The organism is Allobosea sp. GW823-FHT02B03, assembly GCF_058797755.1.
The window spans coordinates 224,805-237,612 of record NZ_JBXAJY010000008.1 but is presented as its reverse complement, the minus strand read 5'-3'; the positions used below and the strand labels follow the sequence as shown (position 1 = coordinate 237,612).

11 protein-coding genes are annotated in these 12,808 nt (G+C 68.2%); 1 reads left to right on the top strand and 10 read right to left on the bottom strand.

Annotated elements, in window-relative coordinates; translation table 11 throughout:
- Nucleotides 1-12 precede the first annotated feature (12 nt).
- From AC1REK_RS25790 to AC1REK_RS25770, 5 genes are all read right to left on the bottom strand, one after another.
- Nucleotides 13-1,506 (bottom strand): amidase, encoded by a 1,494-nt coding sequence (locus AC1REK_RS25790; protein WP_492269980.1) that lies wholly within the window; start codon nucleotides 1,504-1,506, stop codon nucleotides 13-15.
- Nucleotides 1,507-1,616: 110 nt separating this feature from the next.
- Entirely contained in the window at nucleotides 1,617-3,014 is a 1,398-nt protein-coding gene (gene lpdA, locus AC1REK_RS25785) for a dihydrolipoyl dehydrogenase (RefSeq protein WP_492269979.1), read from the bottom strand.
- Between the two features lie 16 nt (nucleotides 3,015-3,030).
- Nucleotides 3,031-4,341, bottom strand: coding sequence for a dihydrolipoamide acetyltransferase family protein (locus AC1REK_RS25780; protein ID WP_492269978.1), 1,311 nt, complete (start codon nucleotides 4,339-4,341; stop codon nucleotides 3,031-3,033).
- On the bottom strand, nucleotides 4,341-5,357 hold the full coding sequence (locus AC1REK_RS25775; protein WP_066479393.1) for an alpha-ketoacid dehydrogenase subunit beta: 1,017 nt from the start codon (nucleotides 5,355-5,357) through the stop codon (nucleotides 4,341-4,343). Before AC1REK_RS25775 ends, AC1REK_RS25780 begins: the two co-directional genes overlap by 1 nt.
- 3 nt (nucleotides 5,358-5,360) lie before the next feature.
- Complete coding sequence (locus AC1REK_RS25770) at nucleotides 5,361-6,593, bottom strand: 3-methyl-2-oxobutanoate dehydrogenase (2-methylpropanoyl-transferring) subunit alpha (RefSeq protein ID WP_492269977.1); 1,233 nt, start codon at nucleotides 6,591-6,593, stop codon at nucleotides 5,361-5,363.
- 210 nt (nucleotides 6,594-6,803) lie between these two features.
- Here AC1REK_RS25770 and AC1REK_RS25765 point away from each other — a divergent pair, with 210 nt between their 5' ends.
- Entirely contained in the window at nucleotides 6,804-7,304 is a 501-nt protein-coding gene (locus AC1REK_RS25765; RefSeq protein ID WP_492269976.1) for an Lrp/AsnC family transcriptional regulator, read from the top strand.
- A gap of 40 nt (nucleotides 7,305-7,344) precedes the next feature.
- Here the strand turns inward: AC1REK_RS25765 and AC1REK_RS25760 are convergent, their stop codons facing one another.
- From AC1REK_RS25760 to AC1REK_RS25740, 5 genes are all read right to left on the bottom strand, one after another.
- Nucleotides 7,345-8,874 (bottom strand): UxaA family hydrolase, encoded by a 1,530-nt coding sequence (locus AC1REK_RS25760; protein WP_327523398.1) that lies wholly within the window; start codon nucleotides 8,872-8,874, stop codon nucleotides 7,345-7,347.
- A gap of 213 nt (nucleotides 8,875-9,087) precedes the next feature.
- Entirely contained in the window at nucleotides 9,088-9,672 is a 585-nt protein-coding gene (locus AC1REK_RS25755; protein WP_492269975.1) for an amino acid synthesis family protein, read from the bottom strand.
- Nucleotides 9,669-10,253 carry an amino acid synthesis family protein gene (locus tag AC1REK_RS25750; protein WP_316019222.1) on the bottom strand — a complete coding sequence of 195 codons (585 nt, stop codon included), beginning with the start codon at nucleotides 10,251-10,253 and terminating at the stop codon, nucleotides 9,669-9,671. The genes AC1REK_RS25755 and AC1REK_RS25750 overlap by 4 nt, the downstream gene beginning before the upstream one ends.
- Complete coding sequence (locus AC1REK_RS25745) at nucleotides 10,246-11,133, bottom strand: UPF0280 family protein (protein ID WP_492269974.1); 888 nt, start codon at nucleotides 11,131-11,133, stop codon at nucleotides 10,246-10,248. The genes AC1REK_RS25750 and AC1REK_RS25745 overlap by 8 nt, the downstream gene beginning before the upstream one ends.
- A 3-nt stretch (nucleotides 11,134-11,136) precedes the next feature.
- Nucleotides 11,137-12,621 carry a 6-hydroxynicotinate reductase gene (locus tag AC1REK_RS25740; protein WP_327523395.1) on the bottom strand — a complete coding sequence of 495 codons (1,485 nt, stop codon included), beginning with the start codon at nucleotides 12,619-12,621 and terminating at the stop codon, nucleotides 11,137-11,139.
- Nucleotides 12,622-12,808: the final 187 nt, after the last annotated feature.

Genomic DNA, 12,808 nt, shown 5'->3' with positions numbered 1-12,808 from the left:
GCTGATGCCCCGCTAGTCGAAGCCGAGAAAATTCGGGCTGTCCGCGAGCCTGGGCGCGGCCCTGAGCCCGGCGATATCCGGCACCGGGCGCGCCGTCAGCGGATCGCCCGCCAAGAGTGACTCGAGCGCTGCCGCGACGGCAAGCACCTTGGCGTCGCCGCCGCGCGGGCCGACGATCTGCAGGCCGAAGGGCATGCCGTTGCGGTCGAGCCCGACCGGCAGCGAGATCGCCGGGTGGCCGACGATGGTCACCGCATACGCCATGGCGAGCCAGTGGAAGTAGGTCCGCGTCGGCTTGCCGTCGATCTCGGCGGGATAGAGCTCCGACCAGGGGCGCGGCGACAGCGTCATCGCCGGTGACAGGATGACGTCGTAATCGGTGAAGAAGCGCTGCCAGGCATTGTAGATCACGGTCTGCTGCTTCAGCGCCCGGGTGATGTCGAGCGGGCCGTAGCGCAGGCCCTCCTCGACATTGGCGCGGACATTGGGGCCGACCTTTTCCGGCGTGTCGCGCACCCGCTCATACTGCCCGGCGAGGAAGTTGACGGCGCGCAGCACCTCGAAGCTCTCATCGGTGCCGGCGCAATCCGGCGTCGCCTCGTCGGCGTGGGCGAAGACGCTGCTGAAGCGGCCGACCTTGTCGGCGAAGACCTCGCGGATGTGCTTCTCGGTGGGCGCGAAGCCGAAATCGGGGGTAATCGCCACCTTCAGCGAGGCAAGGTCGCAGGCTTGCGGGCGGGCGAAATCCTCGGGCCGGCGGACTGTGCTGCCATGGATCGTCGTCGCCAGCGGATCGCAGGCGTCGTCGCCGACCAGGGTCGAGAGCAGCAGGCAGAGATCGGGAACGGTGCGCGCCATCGGACCGAGCACCGAGAGCGGATTCCAGCCGAGCGCTCGCTTGTCGCTCGGCACCAGCCCGGGCGAGGGGCGGAAGCCGACGATGCCGTTGAAGGCGGCCGGGTTGCGCAGCGAGCCGCCGGTGTCCGAGCCGGTGGCGATCGGCACCATATTGGTCGCGAGCGCGACGCCCGAGCCGCCGGAGGAGCCGGCGGCCGAGCGCGAGGGATCGAAGGGATTGCCGGTGACGCCATAGACGGCGTTACGGGTGTTGGCGCCGGCGCCCCATTCGGGCGTGTTGGTCTTGCCGACGATGACGGCGCCGGCCTTGCGGACCGAGGCGACGATCAGCTGGTCTTCTTTCGGCACATGCTTGGCGAAGAGCGGGCTGCCATAGGTGGTGCGCAGGCCTGCGACGTCTTCCAGATCCTTGATGCCGATCGGCAGGCCGTGCAGGGCCGGCACAGTATCGCCGCTCATGGTTGCCGCATCGGCGGCCTTCGCCGTGGCACGGGCGCGCTCGTCGTCGCGCGCCACCATGGCGTTGACGGCGGGATCGACGGCGTCGATTCGGGCGAGGCAGCTTTCGAGCAGCTCGCTGGCCGAGAGCTTCTTCTCGCCGATCAGGCGGCGGGCGGTGACGGCATCGAGATCGCAGGGTTCGGTCACGGCAGGCTCCGGCAGTCAGGGGGGGGCCCGTCGTGGCCCGTCCTGCCAGTCGAAGCGGCCTGCGCCGCTACGTCAACCCTCGCCGGGTTGTGCCCCGGCCTGCGTTCGCCTCAGATGTGCAAGGCGTGGCCGAGCGCCTTCAACGCCGATTCCTGGAAGGCCTCGCCCAAGGTCGGGTGGGCGTGGATCGTGCCGGCGATGTCCTCCAGCCTCGCGCCCATCTCGATGGCGAGGCCGAAGGCGGCGGAAAGCTCCGAGACGCCTTGTCCGACGGCCTGGATGCCGAGGACGAGATGGTTGTCGGCGCGGGCGACGACGCGCACGAAACCGGCCTCGCCATGGCGGGTCATGGCGCGGCCATTGGCCTGGAAGGGGAACTGGCCGAGCTTGACCTCGAAGCCGGCGGCCTTGGCCTCCGCCGGCGAGAGGCCGGCCGAGACGATCTCGGGATCCGTGAAGCAGATCGCCGGGATGCAGGCCTTGTCCCAGATCCGCGGCTCGCCGGCGACGATCTCGGCGACCATCTCGCCCTGCGCCATGGCGCGGTGCGCCAGCATCGGCTCGCCGGTGACGTCGCCGATGGCGTAGATGCCGCGCATCGAGGTCTCGCAGCGCTCGCCGATGCGGATGAAGCGACCGTCCATGTCGAGCACGAGTTCGTCGAGGCCGAGTTTAGCCGTCGCAGGCGCACGGCCGACCGTGACCAGGATCTTGTCGGCCTGGAGCTCGCGCTCCTTGCCGTCGGCGGTCTCGATGCGCAGGCCGTCGCCCTTGGCGGTCGGCCCGAGCGCCTTGGCGCCCAGCAGGACCTCGACGCCGAGCGCCGAGAGGCTCTTGGCGACGGGTGCGGTCAGTTCGGCATCGTAGAGCGGCAGGATCTTGTCCTGCGCCTCGACCACGGTGACCTTGGCGCCGAGCTTGGCGAAGGCGGTGCCGAGTTCGAGGCCGATATAGCCGCCGCCGACCACGACGAGGCGCTTCGGCAATTCGGTCAGCGCCAGCGCGCCGGTCGAGGAGATGACGTTGCCGCCGAAGGGCAGGAAGGGCAGCTCGACCGGAACCGAGCCGGTCGCGATCACGATGGTCTCGGCCTTGATCACCTTCGGGCCGGTCTCGGTCTCGACCGCCACGGTCTTGCCGTCGCGGAAGCGGGCCTGGCCATGGACGATCTTGACCTTGGCCTTGCGCAGGAGCGCGGCGACGCCGTTGTTGAGGCGCTGGACGATGCCGTCCTTCCAGGCGACGGCCTGCTTCAGGTCGAGCTTCGGCTCGGCGGCGGTCAGGCCGAAAGGCGTCTTTCCGGCGGCGGCATGGGCCGCCTTCTCGAACTCCTCGGCGACATGGATCATCGCCTTGGAGGGGATGCAGCCGATGTTGAGGCAGGTACCGCCGAGCTTGGTGCGCTCGACGATGACGGTGTCGATGCCGAGCTGGCCGGCACGGATGGCGCAGACATAGCCGCCCGGGCCGGCGCCGATGACGAGGAGCTTGCAGGTGATTTCGGTCATGGCTCGCTCCCGCCGCTCACAGGTCCACGAACAGCGTCGCGGGGGTTTCCAGCAACTGCTTGAGGCGCTGCACGAAGACGGCGGCGTCCCAGCCGTCGACGACGCGGTGATCGAAGCTGGAGGAGAGGTTCATCATCTTGCGCGGCACGAAGGTGGCGCCGTCCCAGACCGGGCGCACCACCATCTTGTTGACGCCGACGATCGCGACCTCGGGATGGTTGATCACCGGCGTGGTGGCGATGCCGCCGAGCGCGCCGAGCGAGGTGATGGTGATGGTCGAGCCGGTGAGCTCGTCACGCGTCGCGGTGCCGTCGCGGGCACGCTCGGCGAGGCGCGACAATTCGAGGGCGCAGCCCCAGAGGTCGCGCGCCTCGGCATGCTTGACCACCGGCACGATCAGGCCCGACGGCGTCTGCGTCGCGATGCCGATGTCGATGCCGGCATGCTGGCGCACGATCCCGGCTTCGTCGTCATAGAGCGCGTTCAGCGCCGGCTGCTCGGCGAGCGCCTTGACCATGGCCCGCATCAGGAAGGGCAGCAGAGTCAGCTTCGGCCGCTCGGCGGTCGGCTTCTTGTTAAGCGCTGCGCGCAGGTCTTCGAGGGCGGAGACGTCGACTTCTTCGACAATCGTGATGTGCGGGATGCGCGACTTCGACAGCGCCATCTTCTCGGCGATGCGACGGCGCAAGCCCACGACCTTGACCTCGGTCACCGCCGTCCTGGCGACGAGCCCGCCCTTGGCCGGGACCTCGGGGCCGTGCTGGATGAAGGAGTCGATGTCTTCATGGGTGATGCGGCCGGCCGGGCTGGAGCCCTGGACCTGGCGCAAATCGACGCCGGCCTCGCGCGCCTTCAGCCTGACGGCCGGGGACGCGAGCGGTTTCTCGCCGGCGGCGCGGCGCGGGGCGGCTACCGCGACGGGCGCCGGTCGGGCCGGAGCGGCAGCGGGCTTGGGCGTCGGCATCTGCTTGGGAGCAGGCTCGGGCGCCGCGGCTGGTGCAGCGGGTGCCGCCGCCGCGGGCTTTGTCTTCGGCGGCTCGGCCGGCGCTTCGGCCTCGGCCGACTCCTCGGCCGCCGCGCGGTCGCCGGCGACCTTCAGCTTGACCAGTGCCGAGCCGATCGCGACCGTGTCGCCGATCTCGGCGCCGACCCAGGTGACCTCGCCCTCGACGGGAGAGGGGATCTCGACGGTCGCCTTGTCGGTCATCACGGCGGCGATGAGGTCGTCCTCGCGGACGATGTCGCCGACCTTGACGTGCCACTCGACCAGCTCGGCCTCGGCGATGCCCTCGCCGACATCCGGCAGCTTGATGATGCGCTCGGCCATCAGCGGCTCTCCATGATCTCGCGCAGCGCGGCGCCGACGCGGGCGGGGCCGGGGAAGTAGGCCCATTCCTGTGCGTGCGGATAGGGCGTGTCCCAGCCGGTGACGCGCATGATCGGCGCTTCCAGATGGTAGAAGCAGTGCTGCTGCACGAGAGCGGCCAGCTCCGCACCAAAGCCCGAGGTCAGCGTCGCCTCGTGCAGGACGATGCAGCGCCCGGTCTTCGAGACCGAGGCGACGATCGCGTCGAGATCGAGCGGCAGCAAGGTGCGCAGGTCGATGATCTCGGCGTCGATGCCGGTCTCCTCGGCGGCCGCCTGCGCGACATGCACCATGGTGCCGTAGGTCACGATGGTGACGGCCGCGCCTTCGCGGCGGATCGCCGCCTTGCCGAGCGGGATGGTGTAATGGCCTTCCTCGACCTCGCCGAGCTCATGCTTCGACCAGGGCGTGACCGGGCGGTCGTGATGGCCGTCGAACGGGCCGTTATAGAGCCGCTTCGGTTCGAGGAAGATCACCGGATCCGGATCCTCGATCGCCGCGATCAGCAGGCCCTTGGCGTCGCGCGGATTGGACGGCACCACCGTCTTCAGCCCGGAGACGTGGGTGAAGAGAGCTTCTGGGCTCTGGCTATGGGTCTGGCCGCCGAAGATGCCGCCGCCGGTCGGCATGCGGATCACCATCGGGCAGGTGAAGTCGCCGGCCGAGCGGTAGCGCAGGCGCGCCGCTTCCGAGACGATCTGGTCATAGGCCGGGTACATGTAGTCGGCGAACTGGATCTCGACGCAGGGGCGCAGGCCATACGCGGCCATACCTATCGCAGTGCCGACGATGCCGAGCTCGCTGATCGGCGCGTCGAAGCAGCGGTTGACGCCGTATTTCTGCTGGAGGCCGTGGGTGCAGCGGAAGACGCCGCCGAAATAGCCGACATCCTCGCCATAGACGACGACGTTGTCGTCGCGGCCCATGGAGACGTCGAGGGCCGAGCGGATCGCCTCGATCATGGTCATGCGGGCCATGGGTCAGACTCCGATCTGCTGGCGCTGGCGGCGCAGATGCGGCGGCAGCTCGGCGTAGACGTCCTCGAACATGTCGCGCGAGGAAGGCTTGCCGCCGGCATGGAGCGTGCCGAAGCTCTCCGCTTCCTTCTGGGCGGCGATGACGGTCGCCATGATCTCGGCCTCGATCTGCTTGTGGCGCTCCTCGGTCCAGGCGCCGGTCGCGATCAAGTGCTGCTTCAGCCGCACGATCGGGTCTCCGAGCGGCCAGTCGTCGGATTCGTGCTTGGGCCGATAGGCGGAGGGATCGTCCGAGGTCGAATGCGCGCCGGCGCGATAGGTGACGTATTCGACCAGCGTCGGCCCGAGATTGCGGCGGGCCCGCTCGATCGCCCATTGCGCGACGGCATAGGTCGCGAGGTAGTCGTTGCCGTCGACACGCAGGGCGGGGATGCCGAAGCCGAGGCCGCGGGCGGCGAAGGTGCCGGAGCCGCCGCGGGCAATGCCCTGGAAGGTCGAGATCGCCCACTGGTTGTTGACGACGTTGAGGACGACCGGCGCCTTGTAGGTCGAGGCGAAGACCAGCGCCGCGTGGAAATCCGATTCCGCCGTCGAGCCGTCGCCGACCCAGGCGGCGGCGATGCGATTGTCGCCCTTGATCGCCGAGGCCATCGCCCAGCCGACAGCCTGGACGAACTGGGTGGTGAGATTGCCGGAGATCGAGAAGAAGCCGTTCTCCTTGGAGGAGTACATCACCGGCAATTGCCGGCCCTTCATCGGGTCGCGCTCGTTCGAATAGATCTGGCACATCATCTCGACGAGCGGATAGTCGTGCGCGATCAGCAGTCCGGCCTGGCGATAGGTCGGGAAGTTCATGTCGCCCTTGCCGAGCGCGATGCGGAAGGCGCAGCTCACCGCCTCCTCGCCGGTGTGCTGCATGTAGAACGAGGTCTTGCCCTGGCGCTGGGCCATCTGCATGCGTGCATCGAAGGCGCGCAGCGTCAGCATGTGGCGCAGCCCGCGGATCAGATCGTCCTTGGAGAGGTCGGGAACCCAGGGGCCGACCGCCTCGCCCTCGCGGTTGAGCACGCGGATGATCGAATAGGCGAGGTCGCGGATCTCCCTTGGATCGACATCGACCGGCGGGCGCTGCACCGAGCCGGCCTTGGGGATCACGACATGGGAGAAGTCGGGCTTTTCGCCGGGGCGACTGGCGGGGACGGGAACATGGAACCGAAGCGGTGAGGGGTCTGTCATGTCCACGCTCCCTAGGCTCTGTCCGACCCAGCATTCCGCGCCGCGGCCATCGCCGCAAGACGTGTCTGCGGGGGGCGCCCGACGGGGCGCCGTCCTTATGCGGGCATGTTAGGGCTGTGAAATGCCTATTTCTTGCCGAAATGGCCTTGTGATTTGCTCATGTTCGGACGATCTTTCTGTCAATTAGATATTTGGCGGAAAATTCATTCGATGGTGATCAAGGCGCGGCGCGGCGATGAACTCGACCAGATCGACAGGCGCATCCTTTCGGCCCTGAACGAGGATGGCCGGCTGACGATCAATGCGCTGGCCGAGAAGGTCGGCCTGTCGCCCTCGCCGTGCTGGACGCGGGTGAAGCGGCTCGAGGAGAGCGGCGCGATCGAGAAATACGTCGCGGTGCTGAACCATCGCGCGCTCGGGCTCGACAATGTCGTCTTCATCGAGATCACGCTCGACAAGCATGACGACAAACTGCTCGACCGCTTCGGCGAGGCGCTGGCGCGCATCCCGGAAGTGGTCGAGGCCCATCTCGTCACCGGCGACTATGATTATCTGGTCAAGGCCGTGGTCAGCGGCACCGAGCACTATGAGCGCTTCCTGCGCGAAAAAATCTACCGGCTTCCGGGCCTACGCCAGTCACGCACGACCTTCGGCCTGCGCACGCTGAAGCGGGCGATCTCGGTCGACCCGCTGCAGATCGCGCCGGGGTGATGCCGGCTGTGATAGCGGAGGCGGCCGAGGGCCGCCGTCCTCACATCGTCGCGCCGATCTGCCAGGGCACGAACTCGGCGTCGCCATAGCCGAGCTGCTCGGACTTGGAGCGCTCGCCGGACGCGATCTTCAGCAGCGTATTGAAGATCTCGCGGCCCTTCTCTTCCAGGCTCACGCCGTCGAGCACGTCGCCGCAATTGATGTCCATGTCGTCGATCATCTTCTCGTAGATCGGCGTGTTGGTGGCGAGCTTGACGGAGGGGGTCGGCTTGCAGCCATAGGCCGAGCCGCGGCCGGTGGTGAAGGCGAGGATGTTGGCGCCGCCGGCGACCTGCCCGGTCGCTGCGACCGGGTCGTAGCCGGGCGTGTCCATGTAGACGAAGCCCTTGTCGCGCACCGGCTCGGCATAGTGGTAGACGGCCGACAGCGTCTTGGTGCCGCCCTTGGCGGCGGCGCCCAGCGACTTCTCCAGGATGGTGGTCAGCCCGCCCGCCTTGTTCCCCGGCGAGGGATTGTTGTTCATGCTCATCCGGGCGCGCTCGGTATAGTCCTCCCACCACTTGATGATGCCGACGAGCTTCTCGCCGACCTCGCGGGTGGCGGCGCGGCGGGTGAGCAGGTGCTCGGCGCCGTAGATCTCCGGCGTCTCCGAGAGGATCGCGGTGCCGCCATGCTCGACCAGGATGTCGACGGCGGCGCCCAGCGCCGGATTGGCGGTGATGCCGGAATAGCCGTCCGAGCCGCCGCATTGCAGGGCCAGCATCAGTTCGGAAGCCGGGACGGTCTCGCGCACCGCCTGGTTGGCGATCGGCAGCATGGTCTTCAGCGCCTCGACGCCGGCGGCGACCGACTTCTTCGTGCCGCCGGTCTCCTGGATCGTCATGGTGCGGAAGATGTCGCTCTCCTCGACGCCATAGGCCTCCTTCATGCGCTTGATCTGGAAGCCTTCGCAGCCGAGGCCGACGACCAGCACTGCCGCCATGTTGGGGTTGCAGGCATAGCCCCAGGTGGTGCGCTTCAGCACCTCGAAGCTCTCGCCATTATAGTCGATGCCGCAGCCGGTGCCGTGGGTCAGCGCGATGACGCCGTCGACATTGGGATAGTCGGCGAGGATGCCGGAGCGCTTGACCTCCTCGGCCATGAAGCGCGCGGCCGAGGCGGAGCAGTTCACCGAGGTGAGGATGCCGACATAGTTGCGCGTGCCGGCGCGGCCGTCCTTGCGGCGGAAGCCCTGGAAGGTCGCCTGCTGCTCGACCGGCAGGATCAGTTCCTTCTTTGCCTCGGCCGCAAAGGCATAGTCGCGCTCGAAGGCGTGGAAGCCGGTATTATGCTCGTGGACCCACTCGCCCGGCGGGATGTCGAGCGTGGCGAAGCCGATGATCTGGCCGAACTTGCGGATCGGCTCGTCCTTGGCGATCGGCACCAGCGCGATCTTGTGGCCGCGCGGGATGCGCTTCAGCGCGGTGACCCCGGCGGCGCTGACGCCGACATCGATCGGATCGACCGCCACCGCGACATTGTCGGCGGCATTGAGCTTGAGCGTGCGCGGCGGAGTGGCTTTGTCGAGCATGATCTTTTGAACCTTGGGCTGGCGGCTTTTTTCGCCTTGCCTCAGCATGGCGCAGAAGGCTGCCAGTTTTCAATCGGTTGAAAGAAGATACCGATCTGCGCCGCGCGCTGGGCTGCGGCTCGCGCCGCGGCCGGGTCGCGCCATCGCGCCGGCATCATCGCAGCGAAGCTATCGCGGCAATGAGGTGGCGAGATGGCGCCGTGCCGGTCGCCTCTAGCGCAGGCCGTCCTCGCCCTTGACCTCGTCATGGGTCAGGCCGCCGACGCGCGGCAGCGGGCGTCCGCCACTGGTCAGGGCGACCGCGACGACGATCTCGCCGGCGCGCGGTGCGTCGGGGATGCGCACTTCCATGCCGTCGAAATGGCTGCGGACATAGGCGCCGGCCTTGTGGCCGAGCGGCACGTCGAGCACCACGCCGAGCGAGCCGCGTTTCTTCGAGGACGGGATCAGCGCCGGCGCCTTGCCGAGCAGCTTGCGAAGCGGCGCGCCGAGTTTCGGATGCAGGATCGCAGCCGCATGCTCGTACTCGCCGTCCTCGCCGACGGCGGCGGCCTTGCCATAGCCCTGCACGGCCTCGCCCTCGATGCCGAGCGCCTTCAGCGCATGACGGCCGAGCAGGTCGCCGAGCTCCTCGCCGATCTCGATCAGCTCGGAGAGATCCGTCTGGTACTTGCCGGCGAAGGGGTTCGCGATCACCGCCACCGCCGCCGCGCGGCGGATCGCCGGCGCGACGGGCTGACCCATCTCGGAATGGGTCTCGTCGAGGATGGTGACGATCTTGCGGATCGAAGCCTTCATCTCAGCCCGTCCTCGCCCTTGATCTCGCTCGCCTTCAGGCCGCCGACGCGGGCATGGATGCGCGAACCGGTCGTCATCACCAGCGCGAACAGCAGTTCGTCGGCCTTGGGCGCATCGGTGACGCCGATCTCGAAAGCGTCGAAATGGCTGCGGACATAGGATGCGTTGACATGGGTGACCGGGATGTCGAGGCGGGTGCCGGGGCCGCCGACCTTCTTGGTCGACGGGACGATCGACTTGGCATCCCCAAGCAGTTCGCGCATGGCGTAGCCGCCCGGCACATGCCAGAGCGCGCCGTGCTCGAGCTCGCCGGCGGCGCCGACGATAGAGCCCTTGCCATAGCCCTCGATCGCCTTGACGTCGCCGCCCATCGCGGCGAGCAGGCGCTGCGCCATGGCGAGGCCGAGCGGCTTCAGGTCTTCCATGAAGCCCTGGATGTCCTCGACATAGCGGCCGGCAAAGGGGTTGGCGATCACGGCGACCGCCGCGCCGCGCTTCAGCGGCGTCGCGACGGCCGGGCCGCCCTCGTGAAAGATCTCTTCCACGGTCACAGAATACTTTCGCACGGCGATCTCAGGCACGGGCAAGTCTCCTCTCAGCTTGTTCTTGAAGGATCATAGGGGTGGCCAGCATTTTGCTCACGCCCTGAAGATGCATGGCGGCCGCGACGATCAGGCCTGCCGCGCGCAGGCGCTGCGCCTCGGCGAGGCCGCCGGCGAGCGCCGTCTCGATTTCGGCTTCCGTCAGCGGCCCGACATTGCGGGTGACGAGGCGCGTCCCGAGATCGCTGTCGGCCTGGATCGCCTCGGCCGGCAGGCGCTCGACGGCCGGGTGGCCCGGCAGGTCGATCGCATTGGCGATCACGGTCGCAGCCGCATCGGCCATGGCGGCGGTCGGGGCAAGCACGGTCACAGCCTCGGCGATGCCCAGCGAGAAGCTGCGGCCGGGATAGCCGGATGTGGCGATGCCGCGCACCGGATCGGCGGCGGCGATGCTGGCGGTGGCGAAGAGATTTGGCCGGTCCGGCCGCTCGACCAGGCCGATCCGGAAGGTCTCGCCTTCAGCCAGATGCAGGGCGATGTCGCCGCCATTGTTGACATAGGCGCGCGCCAGCGGCGCCGCCTCGACCATCACGCCGAGAATCTCCTGCGCCACCGAGCCTGCGACCGCCGCCATCGGCGTGATGAAGGTCGCGGCGGCGAAGGGCGCGACCGCCTGATGCATCCGCCGGGCGACCGGCCCTTCCGGCAACGCACTGTTCGTCCGCACCGGCGAGCGCAGCAGGGCAAGTTCGCCGCAGAGTTCCGCGAGCAGCCCGTCGAAACGCCGCATCGCTGCCCGGTAGGCCGCTTCGACCGCCGCTGCCGGGCCGGCGGCTTCGACGACGAGATCGATCGGCCCCTGCTGGAGCAGCAGGCGCTTGCCGTCGGGCAGCAGGCGCGCGGAGGGGGCTTCGAACATCGCTCAGCCGTGCGAGCGGCGCATCCGCTCCGGCGCCAGCGGCCAGGGATTGTCGAGTCGCTGCGGCAGCTTGAGCCTGCCGTCCGCAGTGAGTTCGGAAAGCGGCCGGACATAGTCCATATGCCCGCCGAGCTCCTGATAGTCCGAGAGCTTCATGGTGAACTCGAGCGGCGCGACCAGGGCCGGCGTCGGCACATAGCCGAAGGCGTTCTCCGGCAGGCGGGTGACGTCGACCATGAAGGTGATGCCGCCGCCCGGCCAGATATAGACCGGCGCGCCGCCGCAGGTGACATAGGTCAGCGCGTCTTTGACCGAGCGCGTCAGCCTGACCGGGTTTTCGGTGACGCCGGCGCGCAGCGAGCCGCCGGCACCGCCGATGAACAGCACGGTCGAGAGAGCAGGCTCGCAATTCTCGGCGATGCGCTCGACCGGTTCGACCAGCCGCTCCGGCATCTGCATCTCGACAGGCACGAGGTTCTCGTCGAGCTCGTAATAGGCGGCGTGCTCGCCGGTGGTCGAGACCATCAGCAGGCGCAGGCCGGGATAGGCGACCTTCGGATCGAACGGCCCGAGGATGGTCAGCGGATCGCTGATATTGGTGCCGCCCCAGCCGGTGCCGGGCTGGGCGACCTGGAAATAACGGCCGGGCGTCGAGCGGCGACCCTTCATCTTCAGGCCGGTCGCCGGCATGCCGAGCAGCTTGCCGGCCTGGTGCTCCGAGAGCACGCCGGTGATGTGGTCGTCGACGACCACGACCTCGTCGACCTTGCCATGCCATTGCTTGGCGAAGATGCCGATGGTCGCCGAACCGCAGCCGACGCGCATCCGGCTCTCCTCGACGCCGTTGACGATCGGCGGCTTGCCGGCCTGGACGATGACGGTCTCGCCGCCATCGATCGTCAGCTCGACCGCCTTGCCGTTGCTGAGCGAGAGCAGCGTGTCGCAGGTGACGCGGCCCTCCTTCTTCGAGCCGCCGGTGAGGTGGTGGACGCCGCCGAGCGACAGCATCTGCGAGCCGTATTCGCCGGAGGTGACATGGCCGACCGCCTCGCCCTCGACGCGCACGATCGCGGTCTCAGGGCCGAGGAAGCGGTCGGTGTCGATCTTCACCTTGACGCCGCAATAGCTGAAGATGCCCTCGGTCACGACGGTGACCATGTCGACGCCGTCGACCTCGGACGAGACGATGAAGGGCGCGGGCTTGTAGTCGGGATAGGTCGTGCCGGCGCCGATCGCCGTCACGAAGGTGCCGGGCTGGTGCAGGATGTCGCCATCCCATTCGCGCGGACCGGCGAAGGAGACGAGCTCGCCGCCCTGGTCGATGGTGCGGTCGAGCATCACATGCGGATCGACCCGGACGAGATTGCCGTCGACATTGCCGTAGCGGTCGCAGGCGCCGACCGCGCCCGGCTTGATAAAGCACATCACCGGACAGGCATCGCAGCGGATCTTGTCGTCGGCGGTCGCGGTCGCTTCCCCCAGGCTCATCGTCAACCCTCGCCGTCAGGTGCGGCTAATCATTTGTACACAAATGACGTTGGCGCATGGTGGCCAGACTGTCAAGATAGCCCTCCGAGGGGTCTCCGACCAGAACCGTATCGATGTCCTGCGCGAGCGAGCGAGGCTTGGCGCGAAGGGGGGGATGTTCCTCGCGGCAGACGGCATTCGCGGCCAA

Bases quoted from the DNA above. Each gene is read 5' to 3' on its own strand.
- AC1REK_RS25755 (WP_492269975.1), bottom strand. From the start codon at position 9,672: ATGAAGGCTTCGATCCGCAAGATCGTCACCATCCTCGACGAGACCCAT.
- AC1REK_RS25780 (WP_492269978.1), bottom strand. From the start codon at position 4,341: ATGGCCGAGCGCATCATCAAGCTGCCGGATGTCGGCGAGGGCATCGCC.
- AC1REK_RS25745 (WP_492269974.1), bottom strand. From the start codon at position 11,133: ATGTTCGAAGCCCCCTCCGCGCGCCTGCTGCCCGACGGCAAGCGCCTG.
- AC1REK_RS25765 (WP_492269976.1), top strand. From the start codon at position 6,804: ATGGTGATCAAGGCGCGGCGCGGCGATGAACTCGACCAGATCGACAGG.
- AC1REK_RS25760 (WP_327523398.1), bottom strand. From the start codon at position 8,874: ATGCTCGACAAAGCCACTCCGCCGCGCACGCTCAAGCTCAATGCCGCC.
- lpdA (WP_492269979.1), bottom strand. From the start codon at position 3,014: ATGACCGAAATCACCTGCAAGCTCCTCGTCATCGGCGCCGGCCCGGGC.
- AC1REK_RS25770 (WP_492269977.1), bottom strand. From the start codon at position 6,593: ATGACAGACCCCTCACCGCTTCGGTTCCATGTTCCCGTCCCCGCCAGT.
- AC1REK_RS25740 (WP_327523395.1), bottom strand. From the start codon at position 12,621: ATGAGCCTGGGGGAAGCGACCGCGACCGCCGACGACAAGATCCGCTGC.
- AC1REK_RS25775 (WP_066479393.1), bottom strand. From the start codon at position 5,357: ATGGCCCGCATGACCATGATCGAGGCGATCCGCTCGGCCCTCGACGTC.